Source organism: Chryseobacterium sp. 3008163 (assembly GCF_003669035.1).
In the GTDB taxonomy this organism is placed as follows: Bacteria; Bacteroidota; Bacteroidia; order Flavobacteriales; family Weeksellaceae; genus Chryseobacterium.
The window spans coordinates 108,029-133,523 of sequence record NZ_CP033070.1 but is presented as its reverse complement, the minus strand read 5'-3'; the positions used below and the strand labels follow the sequence as shown (position 1 = coordinate 133,523).

General features: G+C 37.2%; 21 protein-coding genes. 19 read left to right on the top strand and 2 right to left on the bottom strand.

Annotated features, from left to right (window positions below):
- Positions 1-272 precede the first annotated feature (272 nt).
- From EAG08_RS00555 to EAG08_RS21595, 9 genes are all read left to right on the top strand, one after another.
- Complete coding sequence (locus EAG08_RS00555; protein WP_129533776.1) at positions 273-971, top strand: L-ribulose-5-phosphate 4-epimerase; 699 nt, start codon at positions 273-275, stop codon at positions 969-971.
- A gap of 117 nt (positions 972-1,088) precedes the next feature.
- Positions 1,089-2,585: an L-arabinose isomerase gene (araA, locus tag EAG08_RS00550; protein WP_129533775.1), complete on the top strand. Its 1,497-nt coding sequence runs from the start codon at positions 1,089-1,091 to the stop codon at positions 2,583-2,585.
- A gap of 116 nt (positions 2,586-2,701) precedes the next feature.
- The gene (locus EAG08_RS00545; RefSeq protein ID WP_228446693.1) at positions 2,702-3,763 is read left to right on the top strand and encodes an aldose epimerase family protein; all 1,062 of its coding nucleotides are present in this window, start codon (positions 2,702-2,704) and stop codon (positions 3,761-3,763) included.
- A 3-nt stretch (positions 3,764-3,766) separates the two neighbouring features.
- Positions 3,767-5,494: a sodium:solute symporter family transporter gene (locus tag EAG08_RS00540; protein ID WP_129533773.1), complete on the top strand. Its 1,728-nt coding sequence runs from the start codon at positions 3,767-3,769 to the stop codon at positions 5,492-5,494.
- Positions 5,495-5,617: 123 nt separating this feature from the next.
- Positions 5,618-6,199, top strand: a complete 582-nt coding sequence (locus EAG08_RS00535; protein WP_129533772.1) for a Crp/Fnr family transcriptional regulator — start codon at positions 5,618-5,620, stop codon at positions 6,197-6,199.
- A 63-nt stretch (positions 6,200-6,262) separates the two neighbouring features.
- Positions 6,263-6,631, top strand: a complete 369-nt coding sequence (locus EAG08_RS00530) for a DUF4260 domain-containing protein (RefSeq protein WP_228446692.1) — start codon at positions 6,263-6,265, stop codon at positions 6,629-6,631.
- A gap of 40 nt (positions 6,632-6,671) precedes the next feature.
- A complete protein-coding gene (locus EAG08_RS00525) occupies positions 6,672-7,316 on the top strand; it encodes a 3'-5' exonuclease (RefSeq protein WP_129533770.1) in 645 nt (214 codons plus the stop codon).
- A 5-nt stretch (positions 7,317-7,321) separates the two neighbouring features.
- On the top strand, positions 7,322-7,975 hold the full coding sequence (locus EAG08_RS21600; RefSeq protein ID WP_228446691.1) for a cyclic nucleotide-binding domain-containing protein: 654 nt from the start codon (positions 7,322-7,324) through the stop codon (positions 7,973-7,975).
- A gap of 53 nt (positions 7,976-8,028) precedes the next feature.
- Positions 8,029-9,228: a DUF294 nucleotidyltransferase-like domain-containing protein gene (locus EAG08_RS21595; protein ID WP_228446690.1), complete on the top strand. Its 1,200-nt coding sequence runs from the start codon at positions 8,029-8,031 to the stop codon at positions 9,226-9,228.
- Between the two features lie 2 nt (positions 9,229-9,230).
- On the opposite strand, the gene EAG08_RS00515 is transcribed toward EAG08_RS21595, so the two are convergent.
- On the bottom strand, positions 9,231-9,908 hold the full coding sequence (locus EAG08_RS00515) for an NUDIX hydrolase (RefSeq protein WP_129533769.1): 678 nt from the start codon (positions 9,906-9,908) through the stop codon (positions 9,231-9,233).
- Positions 9,909-10,423: 515 nt separating this feature from the next.
- Between EAG08_RS00515 and EAG08_RS00510 the strand changes: the two genes are divergently transcribed.
- The 6 genes from EAG08_RS00510 (at position 10,424) to EAG08_RS00485 (ending at position 20,887) form a co-directional block, all read left to right on the top strand.
- Entirely contained in the window at positions 10,424-12,799 is a 2,376-nt protein-coding gene (locus tag EAG08_RS00510) for a glycoside hydrolase family 127 protein (protein WP_129533768.1), read from the top strand.
- A gap of 27 nt (positions 12,800-12,826) precedes the next feature.
- Positions 12,827-14,740, top strand: coding sequence for a sialate O-acetylesterase (locus EAG08_RS00505; protein WP_129533767.1), 1,914 nt, complete (start codon positions 12,827-12,829; stop codon positions 14,738-14,740).
- Positions 14,741-14,822: 82 nt separating this feature from the next.
- On the top strand, positions 14,823-16,277 hold the full coding sequence (locus EAG08_RS00500; protein WP_129533766.1) for an MFS transporter: 1,455 nt from the start codon (positions 14,823-14,825) through the stop codon (positions 16,275-16,277).
- Positions 16,278-16,549: 272 nt separating this feature from the next.
- Positions 16,550-17,671, top strand: a complete 1,122-nt coding sequence (locus EAG08_RS00495; RefSeq protein WP_129533765.1) for an endo-1,4-beta-xylanase — start codon at positions 16,550-16,552, stop codon at positions 17,669-17,671.
- 41 nt (positions 17,672-17,712) lie between these two features.
- The gene (locus EAG08_RS00490) at positions 17,713-18,681 is read left to right on the top strand and encodes a glycoside hydrolase family 43 protein (protein ID WP_129533764.1); all 969 of its coding nucleotides are present in this window, start codon (positions 17,713-17,715) and stop codon (positions 18,679-18,681) included.
- A 172-nt stretch (positions 18,682-18,853) separates the two neighbouring features.
- Positions 18,854-20,887, top strand: a complete 2,034-nt coding sequence (locus EAG08_RS00485) for an alpha-glucuronidase (protein ID WP_129533763.1) — start codon at positions 18,854-18,856, stop codon at positions 20,885-20,887.
- Positions 20,888-20,943: 56 nt separating this feature from the next.
- On the opposite strand, the gene EAG08_RS00480 is transcribed toward EAG08_RS00485, so the two are convergent.
- Complete coding sequence (locus EAG08_RS00480) at positions 20,944-21,537, bottom strand: hypothetical protein (protein WP_129533762.1); 594 nt, start codon at positions 21,535-21,537, stop codon at positions 20,944-20,946.
- A 177-nt stretch (positions 21,538-21,714) separates the two neighbouring features.
- Between EAG08_RS00480 and EAG08_RS00475 the strand changes: the two genes are divergently transcribed.
- From EAG08_RS00475 to EAG08_RS00460, 4 genes are all read left to right on the top strand, one after another.
- On the top strand, positions 21,715-22,587 hold the full coding sequence (locus EAG08_RS00475) for an AraC family transcriptional regulator (RefSeq protein WP_129533761.1): 873 nt from the start codon (positions 21,715-21,717) through the stop codon (positions 22,585-22,587).
- 89 nt (positions 22,588-22,676) lie between these two features.
- The gene (gene fsa, locus EAG08_RS00470) at positions 22,677-23,330 is read left to right on the top strand and encodes a fructose-6-phosphate aldolase (protein ID WP_129533760.1); all 654 of its coding nucleotides are present in this window, start codon (positions 22,677-22,679) and stop codon (positions 23,328-23,330) included.
- A 3-nt stretch (positions 23,331-23,333) separates the two neighbouring features.
- Positions 23,334-24,182 (top strand): transketolase, encoded by an 849-nt coding sequence (locus tag EAG08_RS00465; protein ID WP_129533759.1) that lies wholly within the window; start codon positions 23,334-23,336, stop codon positions 24,180-24,182.
- Between the two features lie 279 nt (positions 24,183-24,461).
- A complete protein-coding gene (locus tag EAG08_RS00460) occupies positions 24,462-25,415 on the top strand; it encodes a transketolase family protein (protein ID WP_129533758.1) in 954 nt (317 codons plus the stop codon).
- The last annotated feature ends 80 nt before the right edge of the window (positions 25,416-25,495 follow it).

Here is a 25,495-nt window from a genome sequence, read left to right as displayed (position 1 = left end):
TGTCCATACACATCAAGCCTCGTAGAGGCGACCTGTTAAATAGATTATAGTACAAAAACTAACGATTAAAATTTTTATGGCAGCTTTATCCGTCTTCCGCTCCCAATCTTTTTTGCCAACGCTTTTGCCAATACAAAAAAGGATTTCCGCTCAAGCCGTGCTGCAGACTCAGCATAAAACAAGAGAAGAATATAACCAACGGAATGACAAAAGAAACTTTAAAAAATAAATAAAAAACTTTGCGCTCCTTTTGCGTTAAAAAATATAATAAAATGAGCATCTATAAAGAACTCCAGAGAGAATGTTACGAAGCCAATATGCAGTTGGATGCCTTGAAGCTTGTCGTTTACACATTCGGAAACGTAAGTGCTGTCGACCGTGAAAAAGGCATTTTTGCCATCAAACCAAGCGGCGTTCCTTACGAACTTTTAAAACCTGAAGACATTGTGATTTTAGATTATGATGCCAATGTGGTAGAAGGAAACTTAAGACCGTCATCCGACACCAAAACCCACGCTTACCTTTACAAAAACTGGGAAAACATTGGCGGAATTTCCCATACCCACGCCATTTATTCCGTAGCTTGGGCTCAGGCACAAATGGACATTCCTATTTTCGGAACTACTCACGCCGACCATTTAACGACAGATATTCCGTGTGCACCGCCAATGCGTGATGATTTAATCGAAGGAAATTACGAATACAATACCGGAATTCAGATTTTGGATTGCTTCAAAGAAAAAGAACTGTCTTACGAAGAAGTCGAAATGGTTCTCATCGGAAATCACGGACCGTTTACTTGGGGAAAAAATGCGGACAAAGCTGTTTACAACAGCAAAGTTCTCGAAACGATTGCAGAAATTGCATATCGCACAAGACAAATCAACCCAAATGCGCCACGTTTGAAAGATTCGCTTATCAAAAAACATTACGAACGAAAACACGGCAAAAATGCCTATTACGGACAGTAAAGACTTTTCGCGGTAAACAAACCTTCAAGGTTTTTAAAACCTTGAAGGTTTAATTATAAAATAAAAAACATTAATTATCAATTATCATTTATCATTTATCATTTATCATTTCAATATATGTTAACACCTCTCAATACAAAAGAAATCTGGTTCATTACCGGAAGCCAGCATTTATACGGACCTGAAACCTTAGCTCAGGTTGCGGAACATTCAAGAAAAATCGTAGAAGCACTTAATATTTCTTCATCAATTCCGGTAAAAGTTGTTTTAAGACCAACCGTAAAAACTACGGAAGAAATTTTTCAAACGCTTACAGCCGCTAATTTTGCAAAAGACTGTATCGGTATTGTAACCTGGATGCACACGTTTTCTCCTGCAAAAATGTGGATTCGTGGATTGACTGCTTTGCAAAAACCAATGTTGCATCTTCATACACAGTTCAATCAGGATATTCCGTGGGCTACTATGGATATGGATTTTATGAACCTGAATCAGGCAGCTCACGGCGACCGTGAATTCGGGTTTATGGTAAGCCGTCTCCGAAAAAACAGAAAAGTGGTTGTAGGACATTGGGCAGATGAAAGAGTTCAGAAACAAATCGGAGATTGGTCTCGTGTTGCAGCGGGCTGGGATGATTGGCAGGGTGCAAAATTTGCCCGTTTTGGCGATAATATGAGATATGTTGCCGTAACCGATGGTGACAAAGTAGAAGCAGAAACCAAATTTGGATTTTCAGTAAATACTTGGGGAATCGGGGATTTGGTAAGTGTTGTCAATTCTATTGGTGATGGCGAAATCAAAACTTTGATGGAAGAATACGAAGCGTCTTACAAAATGGCGGAATCTCTTCTTTCAGGCGGAAGCAACAGAAAATCTCTGGAAGCAGCGGCCAGAATAGAATTAGGTTTAGAAAAATTTCTGAAAGAAGGTAATTTCAAAGGCTTCTCAGATACTTTTGAAGACCTTCACGGTTTGGAACAACTTCCCGGAATTGCCGTTCAAAGATTAATGGAAAAAGGATATGGATTTGCCGGAGAAGGTGATTGGAAAACAGCAGCTTTGGTTCGTGCAATGAAAACAATGGGACAAGGTCTGGAAGGCGGAAATGCATTTATGGAAGATTACACCTATCATTTAAATCCTTCAAATCCTTCGGTTTTGGGTTCTCATATGTTGGAAGTCGACCCTGTTTTGGCGGTTGATAAACCATCTTGCGAAATCCATCCGTTGGGAATTGGTGGAAAAGCCGACCCTGTTCGTTTGGTTTTCAATTCAAGAGGAAATATTGACTCTCTAAACGCCGCTTTGATGGATTTCGGAAATCATTTCAGGCTTTTAATTAATAAAACAAAAGCGTTGGAAATTACCGAAGAATTACCAAAACTTCCTGTTGCGAGAGTCCTTTGGAAGCCGCTTCCGGATTTGTACACAGCGGCAGAAGCTTGGATTTTGGCTGGTGGAGCGCATCACACGTGCTACAGTGAAAACATCAGTGCGGAGCAGCTGGAAGATTTTGCGGAAATTGCAGGAATTGAATCTCTTATTATCGATGAAAACACGAAAATCCGTGATTTTAAGAATACCCTTCGCTGGAATGAAATTTATTATCGTTAATCTTGCAAAATCATTCAGACTATGAAAAAATAAGTTATAACCTGATTATTATTGCACTTTTATGTATTTTCGGATGCAATAAAAAAGAAACTCATCAAAAAACGGATTCAGAACAAATGGAAAACATACAGGTTTCAGATTACGGAGTGACGGCAAAGGGCGATTCCATTAAAAAATATACCTTAACCAACAAGAACGGAATGAAGATGGAAGTCATCAATTTTGGCGGAATTATCACCTCACTCACAGCTCCCGACAAAAACGGAAAATATGAAGATGTCGTTTTAGGCTTTACAAAACCTGAAGATTATTTCAACGGAAATCCATACTATTTCGGAGCTTTGATTGGACGTTACGGAAACAGGATCGCCAATGCAAAATTCACTTTGGAAGGCAAAACCTACGACATCAACAAAAATGACGGACCCAATAGTCTTCACGGTGGAAAGGAAGGTTTTCATACCAAATTCTGGAATATTGAACCTGTAAAAGATGCTAAATTTCCAACGTTGAAACTGACGTACACAAGTGAAGACGGCGAAGAAGGTTATCCCGGAAAACTTACAACAACTGTTTTATATGCTTTGACAGACGAAGATGCCTTGGAAATTTCTTACGAAGCTACGACGGATAAAGCAACGGTTGTGAATCTTACACAACACTCATATTTCAATCTTTCAGGAGATTTCAAGAAAACCATTACAGATCACGAATTGCAAATCAATGCAGATCAATTCTTACCTGTAAATGAAACATTGATTCCGACTGGCGAACAGAAATCGGTAAAAGGAAGTCCGTTTGATTTTAGTATTTCAAAACCAATTGGAAAAGACATCAATGCTGATGACGACCAATTGAAAAAAGGGAAAGGCTACGACCACAACTGGATTCTGAACGGAAGCGGACTGAGAAGTATTGCCAAAGTATATCATCCTGCATCAGGAAGAGTGATGGAAGTTTTGACAGACGAACCGGGCGTTCAGTTCTATTCTGGAAATTTCTTGGACGGAAAATTCGAAACAAAAAGTGGTGGAAAAAATGAATTCAGAACAGGTTTCTGTCTTGAAACCCAGCATTTCCCGGATTCTCCAAATCAAGCTTCTTTCCCTTCAACTGAATTGAAGCCGGGACAAAAATATCAATCAAAAACGATTTATAAATTCTCAGTTAAAAAATAAAGTATGGGAAACTTAGCAACTATTGATATCATCATATTTCTTGTTTATTTTGTGGTGGTAGCCGGATATGGAATTTGGATTTATAATAGAAAAAAATCCGCATCTACAGGCAGTAAAGATTATTTTCTTGCCGAAGGTTCACTTACTTGGTGGGCGATTGGTGCCAGTTTGATTGCGTCCAATATTTCTGCCGAACAGTTCATCGGGATGAGTGGTGAAGGATTTTTCGTAGGAATTGCCGTTGCAGCTTACGAATGGATTGCAGCAATTGCATTGATTATCATTGCAGTTTGGTTCATTCCGATTTATCTTAAAAACAAGATTTATACGATGCCTCAGTTTCTTGAAAGGCGTTACAACAAATCGGTTTCACTGATTATGGCAGTTTTCTGGTTGTTCCTTTATGTCATAGTGAATTTAACTTCAATTCTTTACCTCGGAGCTTTGGCTATCGATACTTTATTGGGCGGAGACAACCTTCACATCATTATGATCGGATTGCTTTTAATGGCCTTATTGATTGGTTTGGGCGGAATGAAAGTAATCGGATATACCGATGTGATTCAAGTAGCTGTTTTGATTATCGGAGGTTTTGCCACGGTTTATATGGCACTTCAGATTGTTGACCAGAGAATCAACGGTGCGGCTGTAGGAAATGCTTTTGCAGGTTTCCAGACATTGATGAAAGAGGCACCACAACATTTTAAATTAATGCTTGATAAGCCGACAGTTACAACCACAACTTTAGCAATGCCGGAAAATCTGAGTGTTCAGAAATATGTAGTTTTGCCAGGATTGGCAATGTATTTTGCAGGTCAGTGGATTGTAAACCTGAATTATTGGGGATGCAACCAGTACATCACACAACGTGCTTTGGGAGCAGATTTGAAAACAGCAAGAACAGGAATTTTATTCGCAGGATTTTTGAAATTATTTATGCCGATTATCGTCATGCTTCCGGGAATTGCTGCTTATGTTTTATATACAAAAGGACATTTGCCAGGTTTCAATGGGGTAAAAGACGGTGCATATTCAGCTATTTTAGGGTTTTTGCCTTCTGGTCTTAAAGGTCTTGCAGTAGCAGCTTTGACGGCAGCAATTGTGGCTTCGTTGGCTGGAAAAGTAAACAGTATTTCGACGATTTTCACTTTGGATATTTATAAAAAATACCTGAAAGCAGATGCAACCGAAATTGAAATGGTAAGAACCGGAAGATGGGCAATTATTATTGCAATGGCCGTTGCTTTAGCGTTTACGTGGACAGATGTTTTGGGAATTGGAGGAGAAGGAGGTTTCACATTTATTCAGAAATATACAGGATTTATCAGTCCTGGTGTTTTTGCGATGTTTCTTTTGGGGATGTTCTGGAAGAGAACTACGGGAACTGCAGCTTTAGTCGGCGTTCTTCTTGGGTTTTTACTTGCGATTTTCTTCAACAGTTTTGCAGTAGATATTTTCGGGAAAGAAACTTGGTTATACACCGCTTTCACGTATGAAAAATTAGAAAATGGAGTAGTTCATACGATTACAGAAATTCCGTTCCTCATTAATATGGGTTGGTCATTCTTTATCACTGTTGCCGTAATGGTGCTGATAAGTTTGGCGGGCCCGAAAGTAAATCCGAAAGCTTTCGCAATAGATGCAACAATGTTCAAAGTAGATAACAGAACTTTGGTTATGATTGTAGTGACGGTTCTTTTACTGACCGCACTTTATGTGAGATTCTGGTAATTTTAAAATAAATTAAAAATAGGATGTCATTATTGGCATCCTATTTTTGTTTAAAACAAATAGCTAAGTGTTATAATCGGACAAATTTCTCTAAATTAGTTGTGGGAGATAATAAATGATACGATGGAAGATTTCAATAAATTGATGCAAGAAAATTTTGGACAGCTTACTCATCAGGAATTGGCTTTAATTTATTCATATTTTCACGAAGAAAAACTCAATAAAAATGATTTCTTTACAAAATCTGACGAGATTTGCGATAGATTAAGCATTGTAAAATCAGGAATCTTACGGGTGTATGCTTTGTCTGAGGGAGGAAAGGAAATTACCCAATGGCTTTCTACCGAAAATTTTTTGATGACAGAAATCAGGGGTTTCTTTTTTAATCAGCTTAATCGCTGGACAATACAGGCTTTTACGGATGTCGAATTATTAACGATTACCAAAAAGGACTATCATCAACTTTGTAAAGAATTTCCTAAATGGAATGAAATTGAGAAAAAGTTTATTATCAAATGTTTTGCAATGATTGAGGACAGAATTTTTTCTCATCTATCAATGACGGCGGAGGAAAGATATGCTTTGTATTTTGGGCAGAACAAAGCATTGTTTAATCAGGTTCCTTTGCAATATATTGCTTCGGTGTTAGGAATGACGCCTGAAACATTCAGCAGAATAAGAAGACGACAAACTGAAAATTCTTGATTTTTGTCAAGAGATATTGATTTTAAGTTTTAGACTTTTGTATGGTAATAAAAATCAACGAATATGATAAAGTCAATGAAAAATATTTTAACTCTTGAGGAACTTGGACAATTTCTTCTCTCAATATTTCTTTTCAGTCGGTTAGAATATGCGTGGTGGGTTTTCCCTGCCTGTCTTCTGCTGCCTGATTTATCAATGATTGGTTATCTGGTAAATCCTAAGATTGGTGCAGGACTCTATAATTTTTTCCATCATAAGTTGGTTGCAGTTTTCATTTTTGTGTTGGGTTTCTGGTTAAATAATCATCTATTCTCATTGATGGGTATCATTCTATTTGCTCATTCATCAATGGATAGGATTTTTGGTTACGGACTGAAATTCAATGATGATTTTAAGCATACTCATTTGGGTTGGATTGGAAAAAAAGATTAATTCATTCTTGAATGATTTTAAAAATTATTAAACAAAACCTTTGAAAAAACATCTCATTTTTATCGACACCGAAACCACAGGCATCCCAAAACGCTGGGATTTACCTTATTCTGAAACCGAAAATTGGTCTTCAGCAGTTCAGGTTTCATGGATTGTTTATGATGAAAACGGGGTCGAGATTAAAAGAGAAAATTGCTACATTGATGTTGACGATTTAAAAATTAGCGTCAAATCATTCAAAATACACGGAATTACCAAAGAATTTTTAAGCAAAAACGGACAAAACCGAAAATTAATTTTAGAAAAACTTTCGAAAGATATTCAAAAATATCAACCGCTCATTATCGGACATTTTATTGAGTTTGATATTGGTACGCTGAGCTGTGATTTTTACAGGTCGGCTTTAAGAAATCCTTTTCAGCAAAGTCATTTTTACTGTACAATGCTTAAAAGCAATGACTATAATTTGAATCCAAACGTCATTTGTCTTCGTTTGAACCAGCTTTTTGAATTTCTTTTCAATGAAAAAATGGAACGCTCTCACAATGCTATGATTGATGCGGAAATGACGGCAAAATGTTTCTTTGAAATCCGTTCCCGTGGAGAAATATCGGAAGATGAATTTCAGAAAATACATCATGAAATCCAATCTAAATTGAAATTTTTAACAAATAAAATGAAATAATGATTATGCAGGAAAAAGTTATTTCGTTATTAAAAATAACAGAGCCTTTTCATCTTTTACCTGAAACGGTTCTTGCCGAAATCTCAGAAACCCTTACCAAAACAGAGTTTTCCAAAGATACCCTTATTTATCGTCAGGATGTGACCGAGATGACCGGCGTAAGTATTATAGAATCCGGCGAGTATGAAACTTTCTTTTTCGACGCTTCAGAAAACAAAAGAGCAATTACCAAACATCATAAACCTTATTGTTTTGGCGGAATTTCCATTATTCTGAATAGGGTTCGCGCATTGAAATCTGCCATAGCCAAAAAAGGAACTGTGGTTTACACCTTACCCAGAAAGGAATTTTACGAATTATGCAATGCTTACGAAGATTTTTTCCACTATTTCACTTCAGATTTTGGTAAAAAAATGCTGGATGAAGAGTTTTCTCATTTTGTAAAAACACCTGCCACTTTCGAGGAAAGTTATTTCGCAGCCGACCAGTTGTATTCCAGGAAAATTGAAGGAATTGCATACAAAAGCATCGTTTCGTGCGAGGAAAATACGCCTGTTTTTGAAGCTGCTAAAATGATGGCAGCCAATAAAGTGAGCTGTATTTTTATCAAAAATCGGGGAGTGACGAGATTATTGGCTATGCAACAGATATTACTTTAAGGGATAATGTCATCGCCCGTTGTCTGGATTCAAGAATAGCCATTTCAGAAGTAATGGATAATCCGATTGTCAGTATCTCCAGCAATGCCTATTTGTATGAAGCGGTTCTGATGATGTTCAAAACCAAATCAAGGTATCTTTTGGTGAAAAATAAAGAAGAATATGTTGGTTTTCTGAACAGAAACCGTTTGCTGAGCGAGCAGGCGCAAAGTCCGCTCGTGTTTATCCAGTCGGTAAAGCAGGCAGAAAACACCGAAGAGCTCCGCAAAAAATGGAAACAGGTTCCGGATATTATCAATCAACTTTTAGGAAGGGGAGTGCACGGCGAAATTGCCAGTCAGGTCATCACCACGATTGCCGATACGATAACCGGAAAAGTAATAGAAAAAGTCATTAAGGAAATAGGAAAACCGCCTGCGAAATTTGCCTTCATTGTCACTGGAAGTGAGGGAAGAAAAGAGCAGACGCTGAGTACCGACCAGGATAACGGAATCATTTACGAAGACAAAGCCAATGAGCATCGGGAAATGGTGCGGGAATATTTTCTGGATTTTGCCAAAAAAGTTTCAGACGATCTCAATATGATTGGTTTTGAATACTGTAAAGGCGGTTTTATGGCAAGCAATCCAAAATGGACGCATTCCCTTTCACACTGGAAACGAAATTATACCCAATGGATTGAAGAATCTGTGCCGGAAAACGCAATGAAATTTTCCACATTTTTTGATTTCCGTTTTATTTATGGTGATGAAAATATTGTGAGTGAACTGAAAACTTTTATCAAAGAAAAACTCTTTTCGCCCAATCAAATTTTCTTTGCACATATTGCAAAAAATGCACTTCAATATGAACCGCCTTTGACTTTTTTTAAAAGAATAAAAACACAAACCATTGGAAAATCAGAAGTTTTTGATATCAAAACGGCGATGTCGCCAATTGTGGATTTGGTTCGTGTCTACGCATTGAAAAATCATCTGGAAATGGAAAATACAGGCGAAAGAATGAAAAAACTGACGGAAATTGGGATTTTCACGCAGCAGCAGTATAATGAAATGCATCAGTCTTATTATTATCTGATGGCGCTCCGCTTAAAAAATCAGGCAAATCAAATTAATATTGATAAAAAGAATCCTGATAATTATATAGAAATCAGCAAGCTCACCAAAATAGAACAAGTAACTTTAATCGAAATTTTCAAGACTATTGCTAATTTTCAGCTTGGAATTAAAGTGAAATTTACCGGAAGTTTCTAATCTTAAATTTTAAACATAAAACCTTCAGCGATTTTTTTGTTGTATTTTTCCTCATCGAAAGTATAGAGAAAAGAACCTTTTTTGGAAGAACTCATATCTTTCTCGTTCGTATTTACCAAGACATCCAGTGCATTGATTTTGCTTGTGAAATTCCGTTTGTCATATTTTTCATCAAAAATAGCTTCGTAAAGATTCTGCAGATCTTTCATCGTAAACTTCTCGGGAAGTAGCTCAAAACCGATTGGTCGTGTGGTTGCTCTTCTTCTAAGTCTCAGGACAGCGTCTTTTACCATTGCATTGTGATCAAAAATCAAATCCGGGTGACCTTTTAAATCAAACCATTTGGCACTATACTTCTCATTGATTTGAATAGAATCCTGAATGTTAATCAATGCATAATGTGATATCGACATAATTCTAGCACTGGGATCCCGATCAACTGCGGTGTAGGTATTCAATTGTTCGAGATAGATGTTTTCCAGACCTGTTAGCGCATTTAGAATACGATTGGCCGCCTGATCAGAACTTTCCTGTTCATTAATAAATCCACCCATCAATGACCAATCTCCTCTATTGGGTTCAAAATTTCTTTTAATCAAGAGAATTTTAAGATTTTCTCCATCAAAACCGAAAATAATACAGTCTACTGCGACAAAATGTTTAGGATAATTCTCTTTCATCAAAAATGATTTTGTGCAAAGTTAAGATTTTTGTTGCAACATTAAATGATTACCATTCATTAAATGTAATTACAACACTTTATATTCTCGTTTAAAATTCAACAATCTAAAAAATCGTGTCAGACGAAGCTTTTTCGGTAAAGATTTTCTCAAATATTTTGCTAAATTTTCTGTAAATGCTGTGAATCTAATGTAAATGGAATGTTAAAATAATGTTAAAATTCATTAATTCAATTAAATTTTTGGCTAAAGTTAAATAATCACCAATTACGATAAGGCATCGAATTAAAAAATAAAACCCTTTTTCAAACGAATCGTAATTATTTTGGTCACAGCGTTTTGAATATAGAAGCTTGATAACCTATAATTTGGATTATCTTTTTTTTTATGATAAGGTAGGCTTTTTACCTTATATTTTTGAAACTCCAAATCAGATTTAATCCCGAGCAATTCTAAAATTCTTTTATATATGAATACTTTCCGCTATTTTAGAAATGTAGAAATAACATTTATTAATGAACAAAAAATCACTGATATTATTTTTAGGCTTTACTTCGCTTGCTTTTGGGCAGGTAAAGAAAAATGTTAGCTACTTTCCGCTCAATAAGGTTCATTTGTCCGAAAGTGTTTTCAGTAAGGCAATGCAGACCGATGAGAAATATATCCTCTCTATGGATGTCGATCGTCTTCTTGCACCTTATTTAAAAGAGGCAGGACTGAAACCTAAAAAAGAAAACTATCCCAATTGGGAAAATACAGGATTGGATGGTCATATCGGCGGTCATTACGTTTCGGCTTTGGCATTGATGTACGCTTCAACAGGCGATGCAAAAATCAAGCAACGTCTGGATTATATGATTGATGAATTGGAGCGTTGTCAGAATCTTTCAGGAAACGGCTACCTTTCAGGAGTTCCGAACGGTAAAAAAATCTGGAAAGAAATTGCTGATGGAAATATCCGTGCTGCAACTTTCGGTTTGAATGACCGCTGGGTTCCTTTATATAATATTCACAAAATATATTCAGGTTTACGCGATGCTTATTGGTATGCCGACAGCGAAAAAGCGAAGAAAATGCTGATAAAACTTACGGATTGGATGGCTGATGAAGTTTCCGGACTTTCCGATACGCAGATTCAGGATATGTTGCGCAGCGAACACGGCGGTCTGAATGAAGTTTTTGCCGATGTTTACGACATCACAAAAAATCCGAAATATCTAAAGCTTGCCCGTCGTTTTTCTCATCTTGCCATTTTAAATCCGTTATTGATTCAGGAAGATAAACTCACAGGAATCCACGCCAATACACAGATCCCGAAAGTGATTGGTTTCAAAAGAATTGCAGATTTAGAAAATAATACAGAATGGAGCAATGCTGCCGATTTTTTCTGGACGAATGTCACTCAAAAAAGATCAGCGATTATCGGAGGAAACAGTGTGAGCGAGCATTTTAATCCCATTAATGATTTCAGCGGAATGATTAAAAGTATCGAAGGTCCCGAAACCTGCAATACGTATAATATGCTGAAACTTTCCAAAGAATTGTATGCGACGAATCCAAAATCGTCGTATGTAGATTATTACGAAAAAGCTTTGTACAATCATATTCTTTCAACACAAAATCCCGAAAAAGGCGGTTTTGTCTATTTCACACCAATGCGTCCCGGTCATTACAGAGTTTATTCTCAGCCAGAAACCAGCTTTTGGTGTTGTGTAGGTTCGGGAATGGAAAATCACGCCAAGTATGGTGAAATGATTTACGCCTATTCTGATGAAGATTTGTATGTAAATCTATTTATTCCTTCCATTTTAAAATGGTCTGAAAAGAAACTAGTTCTGAGACAGGAAAACAATTTCCCCGAAAATCCATCGACAAAACTAATTTTTGATGTCGCTCCAAAATCAAATATATATTTAAAATTAAGAGCACCGGAATGGGCAACTGCTTCTGAAATTACTATTTCAGTGAATGATAAAAATATGAATGTTCCGGTTGATACTGAAGGTTATTTTACCATCAAAAGAAAATGGAAAAAAGGAGATGTTATCGAAATGAAAATGCCGATGCATCTTTCCGCAAAGCAGCTTCCTGACCATTCGGATTATTTTGCTTTCAAATATGGACCTATCGTTTTAGCTGCCAAATATGGAAAAGAAAATCAGGACGGACTTTTCGCCAATGACAGCAGAGGCGGACATATCGCGCACGGTCCGCAGATTCCTTTGAATGAAATTCCTATCATTTTGGGAAGTTCAGATTCGGTTTTAAACCATTTGGAGACGGTGAATGGTAAGGATTTGACTTTCCGATTGAAAGGTTTGTATCCTCAGAATAAGTTCAGTAACGGATTAGAATTGGTTCCGTTTTACAAAATTCAGGAAGAGCGCTACATTATTTATTTTCCACAGGCGAATCAGGATAAAATTGAAATGATTCAAAAACAGAAAACCAAAGAAGAGGAGGAAATCAGAAGACTAAACAACATCACTACAGACAAAATTCAGTTGGGTGAGCAGCAGCCGGAATCCGACCATTTCATCGACAGCAAAGATTCCAACACTGGATATATGGAAGACCGCCATTTCCGTGAGGCTAAAGGCTGGTTCAGCTATCAGATGAGAAACAAAGATAAAAATGCAAAATACCTTTATCTTATTTATTTTGATGCCAACAATAACCGAGCTTTGAATGTGGAAATCAATGGAATAAAGGCAATTTCTAAAAATTTCGATGGAAAAATGGGCGGTTCTCCACAATCGTTATTAATCCCGATTCCGGAATCTGAAAATAGGAAACAGATTCTTAATGTGAAATTTAACACAAATGAAAAATCGCTTACACCGAAAATCATCGAGGTAAGATTGCTGACCCAAATGCCAGATAAAAACTAAAAATAAACTGCAGAATTCAAATTTGCTATGAAAAACAGAATCTTTTTTAAAATATTAATTTTATTCGTAGGCTCATTATGCATTTCTTTTATTAATGCAAAAATCAAACTTCCGGCACTGGTTTCAGACGGAATGGTTTTGCAGAGAAATCAAAAGCTGAATGTCTGGGGAAAGGCTGATGCCGGAGAAAAAGTGGAAGTGAAATTCCTCAACAAAAATTATAAAACTACCGCCGACCCAACCGGAAACTGGAAAATCACACTTCCCGAGCAGAAAGCCGGAGGTCCTTACACGATGACCATTAATGAAATCACATTGAAGGATATTCTCATTGGTGACGTCTGGCTCGCTTCCGGACAATCGAATATGGAACTGCCGATGCGTAGACTGACACCGCTTTATGCTAACGAAATTAAAAATGCGAACAACCAAAACATCAGATTTTTTACAGTACCTCAAAAATATAATTTTAAGTCACCTCAGACTGAGCTTGATGGAGGAAAATGGGAAGCGACAAATCCACAAACGATTCTTAATTTTTCGGGAGTTGCTTACTTTTTCGCAAAAGAATTAAGTCAGAAAAATAAAGTGGCGATTGGAATTATCCACGCAAGTTTAGGCGGTTCTCCGATTCAGGCGTGGATGGATGAAAATTCTCTAAAAAAATATCCCGAATATCTGGACGAAGCCAAAAAATGGCAGAACGATGATTTGATAAAATCTACAGAATCTGGCGAACAGGCGTTAAGTAAAGCTTGGTACACAGAACTCGACCAAAGCGATATAGGATTAAATCAACATTGGGAAAATTTCGACCTAAACGATTTTGACTGGAAAACAATGAATATTCCCGGTTCTTGGGAAGATAAAGAAGGTTCTTTTGAAGGTTCGGTTTGGTTCAGAAAAGAAATTAATTTAACTAAAAATCAGGCAGGAAAAGCTGCATTTTTAAATTTAGGAAGAATAAAAGATGCCGATGTGACGTACATCAACGGAACAAAAGTAGGCAATGTAACTTATGAATATCCGCCGCGTTGGTACGATATTCCGGCAGGCATTTTAAAAGAAGGGAAAAATGTGATTGCGGTAAGAATTTCCAACGGAAGCGGAAAAGGGCAGTTCATCGCCGACAAACCTTATTATTTGGAGATTGGCGGAAATAAAATCGATTTAAAAACCGAATGGAAATATAAAATCGGTGCCAAAATGGAAAAAATGGCTCCCGGACAAACCTTCATCCGTTGGAAACCAACCGGATTGTACAATGCAATGATTAATCCGCTTATCAATTATAATATCAAAGGGGCAATTTGGTATCAGGGTGAAAGCAATACCGGAAAACCAAAAGAATATGGCGATTTGCTGACCACAATGATTCTGGATTGGCGAAGTAAATGGAATCAGAAAGATATGCCTTTTTTCACAGTACAATTAGCCAATTTTATGGAACCAAAAACCCAACCTATCGAAAGTAATTGGGCAGAACTCAGAGAACAGCAACGCCAGGTTTCGTTGAAAGTTCCGAACACCGGACTTGCCGTAATTATCGATATAGGAGAGTGGAACGATATTCATCCTTTAAACAAAAAAACAGTGGGTGATAGATTAGCTTTACAGGCATTAAAAGTTGCCGACAAGAAAAATATCATCGCAGATGGACCGGTTTATCAGTTAATGAAAATTGAAGGAAATAAAATTATTCTTTCCTTTAAAAATGGAACTGATGATTTTGCATCTGTTTCAGAGCTGAAAGGTTTCGCTATCAAAGGCAAAGACGGAAAATACGAATGGGCAAAAGCCAAAATCAAAGGCAATAAAATCATTGTCTGGAACGACACCATTTCAAATCCCGTTTCAGTAAGATACGACTGGGCAGACAATCCCGACGGAAATTTGAAAAACAAAACAGGACTTCCTGCATCGCCTTTCACTACAGAATAATCAATAAACTAAACATAATAAAAATTAAGACAAAAGATTTTAGTCTATCATCTATTTGTCTGTCATCTAATATCTAATTTATATGAACAACTCATCTCAAAAAATATCTGTCGTTGAAAAAATCGGCTACAGTTTAGGAGATTTAGCCGCCAATCTGGTTTTCCAGACTTTGGTGACGTATTTAGCTTATTTTTACACCGATATTTACGGATTAAAACCGGAAGATGCATCCATCATTACGCTTACGGTTGGTTTATTGGCTGGTTTTGTCTTCAACCCGTTGATTGGAGCTTTAGCAGACAGAACCCGTACAAAATGGGGGAAATTCCGTCCGTGGATTTTATTAACGGCAATTCCGTTGGGTGCCGCGGCACTTTTTGCGTTCAGCACACCCGATTTTTCTTACAAAGGAAAAATGATTTATGCGGCAATTACTTACTCTGTTTTACTATTACTTTACGCAGCCAATAATTTACCTTATGCGGCTTTAAGTGGCGTTATCACAGGTGATATGAGCGAAAGAAACAGTATTTCTTCTTATCGTTTTGTAGCTGTGATGTTTGCCCAATTCTTTGTTCAGGTATTTATGCTGCCGATTATTTTATCTGCAGGTCACGGCGACAAAGCAGCAGGAATCGAGGTGGTGATGACCTGGCTGGCAATTATCGGAACGGTGATGTTGTTAATCACTTTTCTCACAACCAAAGAAAGAGTCATTCCAAAGCCGGAACAGGAATCTACTTTAAGCGCTGATTTAAAAGATTTAAAGAAAAACAAGCCGTGGATTATTATGTTGATAGTTACTGCGTTGATTTTCATTACATTGGCAATGAAAGGCGGTTCGTATGTTTATTATTTCAACAACTATGTAGACGAAGCTTCACTTCAGCAATTTATTTCGCCGATTACCAATTTCTTCAATTCCATCGGGATGAATTTCTTTGGAGAAGACCCCCGTTCAGCAGGTTTCGGATTGTTCAATGCAGGCGGAATCATTATGATGATTGTCGGGATTACTTTCTCCAAAAAGTTCGCTGATAAATATGGTAAAAGAGATGCATTCATCGCTTCATTGTTTATTTCAACATTATTTGTCTTAGCATTTATATTTTATCCGCCAAAATCGGTTGGGTTAATGTTCTTGTCGCAGATTCTACACGGTTTCTTCTACGGAATCGGAACACCATTACTGTGGGCGATGATTGCGGATGTTGCAGATTATTCAGAATGGAAAAACAACAGACGTGCAACAGCAATTATTTTTTCAGCAATGATGGTCGGTTTAAAGGTTGGCTTAAGCATCGGAAGTTCATTAGTTGCATTAATTATCGGAAAATACGGTTATATTTCCTCAGAAGGCGCAGTCAATGTGATACAGCCGGAAACTGTTTCCGCAGGAGCCAAAATGTTGGTCAGCGTATTTCCGTCCATCCCGTTCTTTTTAGCTTGCGGATTACTGATGTTCTACGAAATCAACAAGAAAAAGGAAATCGAAATCGAGCACGACCTTAAAGAAAGAAGAAAAGCGAAAGATTAATAATAAATGTTTTTAGGGCAGCTTTATCCGTCTTCCACTCCCGCTTTTTTGTTCCACTTCGCTCCACAAAAAGAGCTCCGTTCAAGCCGGGCTGCGAGTGATACGGTGTTAAAATCTGTGTCGAGGCTTGAAACCGTGAAAAAGCTTGAAAAAAGAACGTTATGTGAATTTTTTGTATTTCTTCGCTGAGTTTACGCCTTTGCGAACTTAAAAAAGCATAGTAGTCAAAAAAATCTTTGCGCGCTTTGCGTTTAAATTTAAAAAAAATAATTATGAAAAAAATAGTAGCATTATTAGGAATTTTAACCTTGACCGTCTCCTGCAAGACAGCCAACTCAGCAACTTCCAACGATTCCCTTAAAAAGGCATTCAAAAATAAATTCTACATAGGAACAGCGATGAGTCTTCCGCAGATTAATGAAACAGATGTAAAGTCTGTAGAAATTATTAAAAATCAATTCAATTCTATTGTTGCAGAAAACTGTATGAAATCGATGTTCCTTCAACCTGAAGAAGGCAAATTCTTTTTTGATGATGCCGATAAATTTGTGGCTTTCGGAGAGAAAAACAAAATGTTCATCATCGGTCACACGTTGATTTGGCATTCGCAATTACCAAAATGGTTTTTCGTAGACAAAGACGGAAAAGATGTTTCTCCGGAAGTTTTAAAACAAAGAATGAAAAGTCACATTACCACCGTTGTCACCAGATATAAAGGTCGCGTGAAAGGTTGGGATGTGGTGAATGAGGCTATTATGGAAGATGGCTCTTACCGTAAAAGTAAATTTTATGAGATTCTTGGAGAAGAATTTATTCCTTTAGCATTTCAGTATACGCAGGAAGCAGACCCAAATGCAGAACTCTATTACAACGATTACAACGAATGGCATCCCGGAAAAGTGAAAACGGTGAGCAAAATGGTTCAGACTCTAAAATCTAAAGGAATCCGAATCGATGGAGTAGGAATGCAGACCCACGTTGGACTTGATACACCAACCCTTGACGAATACGAAAAAGCAATTCTTGACTACGCAGCAAACGGCGTAAAAGTAAATGTTACTGAAATGGAAATCAGCGCACTTTCGTCACCGTGGGGAACTTCTGCAAACGTTTCGGATAAAGTAGAATATGAAGCAAAAATGAATCCTTACACAGCGGGACTTCCAGAAAATGTAAAAACAGAATGGGAAAACCGTTATCTGGATTTTTTCAGATTATTCCTGAAACATCAGGATAAAATCAGAAGAGTAACATTGTGGGGAACTACCGATGCCCAATCCTGGAAAAACGATTTCCCGGTAAAAGGCAGAACCGATTACCCGTTACTTTTCGACCGCAATAATCAGGCGAAACCTGTAGTAGAAAAAATCATTCAATTAACAAAAGAAAAATAAGTCTAATATCTAGTTTCTAAAATCTAACTTCTAATTAAACAATGAAAAAAGCAAAATATCTATTCCCGAAAGATTATATGGCAGACCCATCTGTTCACGTTTTTGAAGGCAAAATCTACATTTATCCATCACACGACCGTGAAAGTGGCATAGAAGAAAACGACAACGGTGACCATTTTGATATGAATGATTACCACGTTTTTTCACTTGATGATGTGGAAAACGGCGAAATTACAGACCATGGTGTTGTGCTTTCGGTAAAAGATATTCCTTGGTCGGGAAGACAGTTGTGGGATTGTGATGTGGCGTTCAAAAACGGCAAATATTATATGTATTTTCCTTTAAAAGATAAAAATGACATCTTCAGAATTGGCGTTGCGGTAAGCGACAAACCTTATGGACCTTTTATTCCGGAGAAACATCCGATGATGGGAAGCTACAGCATTGATCCTTGTATTTTCGATGAAGATGGAAAACATTATATGTATTTCGGTGGAATATGGGGCGGACAATTGCAACGTTACAGAAACAACAAAGCTTTAGAATCTGCAGTAATTCCAAATGATGATGAACCTGCAATCCCTTCAAAAGTGGCTTTGTTGAGCGATGATATGTTGGAATTCGGAGAAGAACCAAAAGATGTTCTGATTCTTGACGAAAACGGGAATCCTTTGCTTCACGGCGACAAGCACCGCTTTTTCGAAGCTTCGTGGATGCACAAATACAATGGCAAATATTATTTCTCATATTCTACCGGCGACACACATTTGATTTGCTATGCAACCGGCGACAATCCATATGGTCCATTTACTTTTCAGGGAGAAATTCTGACGCCTGTCGTTGGATGGACAACCCATCACAGCATAGTTGAATATCAAGATAAATGGTATTTATTCTTCCACGATTCTGTTCCAAGCGAAGGAAAAACCTGGCTTAGAAGTATGAAAGTAGTAGAATTAGAATACGATGAAGATGGTAAAATTAAAACCATTCAGGGCTTACAAGAATAATCAATAAAAAGTCCCGAAGGGACGATTTAACGAAGAATAGGATGAAATCCTATTATCAATAGGAATGGGTAATGTCATCCTGAGCTGAGTCGAAGGAAGCCCATTCAAAAAGACAACCTACAAATTTGGCTTTAGCCAAAACTTATAAAATTTGAAATCGAAAAACTCTCCAATGCAAAATTTCCGACTGTACATCCTAATATTTCTAATGCTTCCGTTGACGATTTTCGCAGAAGACGGCAGCCAGCTTTGGCTTAGGTTTCCGGCAAAAAATGGAATTTCATCAGATAAAATCATTTCCAAAGGAAACAATCCGACTCTGAATATCGCCAAAAAAGAATTGATGAATCATTGGCAAGGTCAGGAAGTCGAACTTCGGACAGACAAATCATTAAAAAATCTGAAAGGAGGTTATACGATAAAATCGGTTCAGAACAAATTGGTTATTTCTGCCGAAAAAGAAATCGGATTGTTGTACGGAGTCTACCATGTTTTGCGTTTACAACAAACTAATTCAGCTAAAACAAATCTGAATATTACCGAAAAACCATCGTACGATATCAGAATTCTCAACCATTGGGATAATCTTGACGGAACTATTGAACGTGGTTATGCAGGACATTCACTTTGGAAATGGGAAGATTTGCCAAATACCATTTCGCCGAGATATAAAGAATATGCAAGAGCGAATGCATCCATCGGAATTAACGCAACCGTTCTCAACAATGTGAATGCTTCACCAAATATGCTCCGTAAAGACTATCTGGAGAAAGTAAAAGCACTTGCAGATATTTTCAGACCTTATGGAATCAAAGTTTATTTGTCAGTCAATTTCTCATCACCGAAAGTTTTAGGTGGACTGGAAAACTCTGACCCGTTGAACAAAGATGTTCAGAAGTGGTGGAAAGACAAAGCTTCCGAAATTTATAAATTAATTCCTGATTTCGGAGGATTTTTGGTAAAAGCCAACTCGGAAGGACAGCCGGGACCGCAGGATTACGGAAGAACTCACGCAGACGGCGCCAATATGATGGCAGATGTTTTGAAACCTTATGGCGGAATCGTGATGTGGAGAGCATTTGTTTACAGTCCAAGCAAAGAAGACCGTGCAAAACAGGCTTATCTGGAATTTGTACCTCTTGATGGAAAATTCAGGGATAATGTGATTGTTCAGATTAAAAACGGACCAGTTGATTTTCAGCCTCGTGAAGCATTCAATCCGCTATTTGGAGCATTGAAAAAAACGCCGGAAATGGTTGAATTTCAAATTACTCAGGAATATTTAGGTTTCTCAAACCATTTGGTTTTTCTCGCACCTTTGTTTAAAGAGACTTTAGATAGCGATACGTATTCTGACGGAAAAGGTTCTACGATTGCCAAAATTACGGACGGAACTTTAAGACCAGCAAAATTGACCGCAATTTCTGCTGTCGCAAACATTGGAGAAGATAAAAACTGGACAGGTCATCATTTTGCGCAAGCCAATTGGTATGCTTTCGGACGTTTGGCGTGGAACCACGAGTTGACTTCAGAACAGATTGCAGATGAATGGATTAAAATGACATTTACCGATAATGAAAAATTCCTCAAACCGGTAAAAGAAATGATGCTCACTTCAAGAGAAACTGCCGTAGATTATATGATGCCGCTTGGTCTTCATCATATTTTCGCAGGTGGACATCATTATGGGCCGGAACCTTGGGGTGATTACAAAGGCGGAAGACCTGATTGGTCACCGGTCTATTATCATCAGGCAAATGCGCAAGGTTTAGGATTTGACAGAACGAAATCCGGAAGCAACGCAGTTTCAGATTATTTTTCTCCATTAAATGAAATCTATAGAAATATCAAAAGCTGCCCGGAAAACCTGATTCTCTGGTTCCATCACGTGCCTTGGGATTATAAAATGAAAGACGGTAAAACTTTGTGGGAAGAATTATCTTACAAATATGATACAGGTGTAAAAAATGTCAGAGATTATCAAAAGGTTTGGGATAAAATGCAGCCTTATGTTGATGAAGAAAGATTCCAACAAATTCAATCAAAATTAAAGATTCAGGCTAAAGATGCCGTTTGGTGGAAAGATGCGTGTCTGTTGTATTTCCAGACGTTTTCAAAAATGCCGATTCCTTATGATATCGAACGACCGATTCACGAATTGGAAGATCTGAAGAAGATTAAACTCAATATGGGACATCATAACTAAAAAAAAGCAGCTCTTCCGAAAAGGTAGAGCTGTTTTTAATAAATATGAATTTTATATTATTTAAGAGCAATAATTTTACTGAATATATTACCATTTTTCTCAACTGCAATGATGTAGTTTGGAGAGGTCTTGGGGTCAAGTTTGAAAGTTAAACTAAGCTTGCCGTCTTTTGAAAATTTAGTTTCACTGTAATACACATTATCAAAAAAATCCTGAACGGAAACGTTTACAGAGCCTTCCATATCTTCCATATTCAGTTTTACAATATTATTATTGATTGTAAATTCCGGTTTGGTGATTTCACTTACCGGAGTTTTTTCAACCATCAGATTTTTATTTTGGATACTGATTTTATATTTTTCAATTTTATAATCAGATTCTGCAACCAGATAATAGGTTCCGTCGGCTAAAGTTTCAAGATTATATGATTTCGAAATGAAATTTTGATCTCCTATTTTCTCAGAATAGATTTCCCCCTCATTATCATTGTATACAAACAAAGAAATATTTTGTGCATTGTTTACTTCAAAACTAAGGGTTTTAGAATTTACATTTCCGAATGATACAGAAAAGTCTCTGTCTTTACTCATTACATCTGCTGAAGTTAAAAGAAACACAACAAATAGACTGATTTTTAATAAATTATTCATAATAAAAGTGTTTTATGGTTACTGATATTGATACTGCAAATGTATAGCGTTTCCTTGTTGAATTTTATAATGCAATTTTCATATTTATGTTCTATATTAACCTAAATTGTATATTAATTAAATATTAATAGTTAATTTTGTAAATGTTATTTTGTAACTTTGATTGATCATTAAATTATGAAACATCACAGTCCTGCATTTGAAGCTATCAATCCTAATATAGGAAGCAGTTTTACGAGTCTTAAGTTTCAGAGAAACGAGAATATAAAATCCCACGTTTGGCATTATCATCCTGAGATTGAATTGATTTTGGTAAAAGGAGGTTCTGGCAAAAGGCAGATAGGAAGTAATATTTCTTACTTTACGGAAGGCGATTTGGTGCTGATTGGCAGTAATTTGCCGCATTGTGGTTTAACCAACGAAAATACTAATAACGATTATGAAATAGTGATTCAGTTTAAACCTGATTTTCTGGGTGAAAAGATTTGGGAAAATCCTGAAATGAAAAAAATTCACGCAATGTTAGAAAAATCAAAAAGCGGAATGGTCTTTGGCGACGATGTGAAAAAAGTAATGAGAAAAAAGATTTCCCAGATGCATCAGTTAGAATCCTTAGAAAAGCTATTGAAGTTTTTTGAAATTCTGCACGAGCTTTCTGTCACAGATGATTATAGAATTCTCAACGCTGGAAAATATTATCTGCAAACTCAGGTCGAGGATAACGAGAGAATCAATCATATCTTTAATTATGTAAAAGATCATTTTAAAGAGCAGATTACGTTGGACGAAATTGCCGGTTTGGCGAATATGAAAGTGCCTTCTTTCTGCCGTTATTTCAAGAAAATCACCAACAAAACCTTCACTCAATTTGTCAATGAATACCGTATTACACATTCTCTCAAACTGCTTGCCGAAAAACCTTTAAGCATTACAGACGTGTGTTTTGAAAGCGGGTTTAATAATTTCAGCTATTTTAACAAAACTTTTAAGGAATATATCAAGAAAAGTCCTTCCCAGTACCGTAAAGAGTTTAATTATGTAATGGAATGATACTTTTTCTTCAAAATAAATTAAACTAAAATTGTTTATTTCATTAGTTAAGTGTATTTTTAACACTTAAAAGAATTAAACAATATTTTATGAAATTTTTTATAGACACAGCCAACTTAGAGCAGATAAAAGAAGCTAACGACCTCGGAATTCTGGATGGCGTTACAACCAATCCATCCTTGATGGCAAAAGAAGGGATCAGCGGAACAGAAGCTATTTTGAAGCATTACAAAGACATTTGTGATATTGTTGATGGTGCTATCTCAGCGGAAGTCCTTTCTGCAACTTACGAAGAAATGATTGCAGAAGGCGAAATTCTTGCCGCGATTCATCCAAATATCGTTGTGAAGATCCCAATGATTAAAGACGGCGTGAAAGCTTTAAAATATTTTTCCAATAAAGGCATCAAAACCAATTGCACCTTAATTTTTTCGGCCGGACAAGCTCTTTTGGCAGCAAAAGCGGGTGCGAGTTACGTTTCTCCGTTTTTGGGAAGATTGGATGATATTTCGACAGACAGTTTGAATCTTATTGAAGAAATCCGTCTTATTTTCGATAATTATGGCTTCGAAACTGAGATTTTAGCAGCTTCTGTAAGACACAGTATGCACATCATTAATTGCGCAAAAATTGGTGCCCATGTTGTGACTTGCCCGATTCAGCCGATTCTTTCCTTGCTAAAACATCCTTTGACAGATTCAGGCTTGGAGCAGTTCATCAAAGATTCACAAAAAATGCAATAATTTATGGAACACGATATTTCAAAACTTAATCATATCGCTTCGCAGGTGAGAAGGGATATTGTAAGAATGGTTCATGCCTGTCAATCCGGTCATCCCGGCGGTTCGTTGGGTTGCACAGACTTTTTGGTCGCACTTTATTTTGATGCGATGAAAAGAAAAGAAGGATTTGATATGAAGGGTAAAGATGAAGATGTTTTTTATCTTTCCAATGGTCATATTTCTCCTGTTTTTTATAGCGTTTTGGCACACGCAGGTTATTTTAATAAGTCAGAATTGGCAACTTTCAGAAAACTGAATTCAAGATTACAGGGACATCCCACGACACACGAGCATCTTCCGGGAGTTCGCATTGCTTCCGGTTCTCTGGGACAGGGAATGTCCGTGGCAATTGGTCACGCAGTTGGTAAAAAACTGAACAAAGATGAAAATATCGTGTTCACACTTCACGGCGATGGCGAGTTGCAGGAAGGACAAAACTGGGAAGCCATAATGTACGCCTCTCACAACAAGGTTGATAATCTCATCGCAACCGTAGATTACAACGGTCAGCAGATTGACGGTCCTACTTCCAAAGTGCTTTCTTTAGGTAATCTTAAAACAAAATTCGAAGCCTTCGACTGGAAAGTTCTCGAAGTAGAAAACGGAAACGATATGGAAGAAATTCTTAAAGTTCTGGACGAAGCAAAATTATTGACCGGACAAGGACAACCTATTTGCATTCTCCTGAAAACAGGAATGGGTCACGGTGTCGATTATATGATGGGAAGCCACGCCTGGCACGGAAAAGCACCTAATGATGAGCAATTGGCAAAAGCTTTAGGGCAACTCGAAGAAACTTTAGGAGATTATTAGACTTTAAATTTGGGCAGCTTAATCCGCCTTCCGTTCCCGCTTTTTTGCAAATTCCCAAGGCTTTTTCCATTGCTGAATTTGCAAAAAGAGCTCCACTCAAGTCGGGCTGCGAGAGATTCGCTGTTCAAAAAAACATCTAAAATCTAATGATTAAATTCCTTTGCTGAGCGAAATCGAAGATTCGACGAAGTCAAACGCCTTTGCGAACGAAAAATATTCTCAATACAAAAAAAATCTTTGCGCTCTTTGCGTTTAAACAACCATCAACAGATAAAAAAAATGAAAAAATATACCTACACAGAAAAAAAAGATACCCGAAGCGGTTTCGGAGCCGGTCTTGCAGAATTGGCAGACAAAAATCCTGATGTCGTAGCACTTTGCGCCGATCTTATCGGTTCTTTAAAAATGGAAAAATTCATAGAAAAAGCACCGGAACGTTTCTTCCAGATTGGAATTGCAGAAGCCAATATGATTGGGATCGCAGCAGGATTAGCCATTGAAGGAAAAATTCCATTCACAGGAACTTTTGCCAATTTTTCTACAGGAAGAGTGTACGACCAGATTCGTCAGTCGGTGGCGTATTCTGATAAAAATGTAAAAATCTGTGCATCTCACGCCGGATTGACTTTAGGTGAAGATGGTGCAACACACCAGATTCTGGAGGATATTGGCTTGATGAAAATGCTTCCCGGAATGACAGTTATTAATACTTGCGATTACAATCAGACCAAAGCAGCAACGATTGCCATCGCAGATCATGAAGGACCGGTTTATCTCCGTTTCGGAAGACCTGTAATTCCTGTTTTTACCGATGAAAATCAAACTTTTGAAATCGGAAAAGCCTGGATGGTGAATGAAGGAAAAGATGTAACGATTATTGCAACCGGACATTTGGTTTGGGAAGCGATAAAAGCAGGCGAAATCCTGGAAGAGCAGGGAATTGATGCTGAAATTATCAATATTCACACGATCAAACCTTTGGATGCTGAAGCGATTTTAAAATCTGTAAAGAAAACGGGTTGCGTTGTGACTGCAGAAGAACACAACAGATTTGGCGGTTTAGGAGACAGCGTTGCTCAACTTTTGATTACAGAATATCTTGCACCTCAGGAATATGTTGCCGTAAACGATAGTTTCGGAGAAAGCGGAACACCAGATCAATTGATGGAAAAATACAGTTTAACTGCAAACGACATTGTTGAAGCCGCAAAAAAAGTAATGAAAAGAAAGTAATTGCTTGATTTAAAATATGCCACGAATGCAGGAATAAATTTTATATTTTTTCCAAAAAAACATTCGTGTATTCGTGGCAA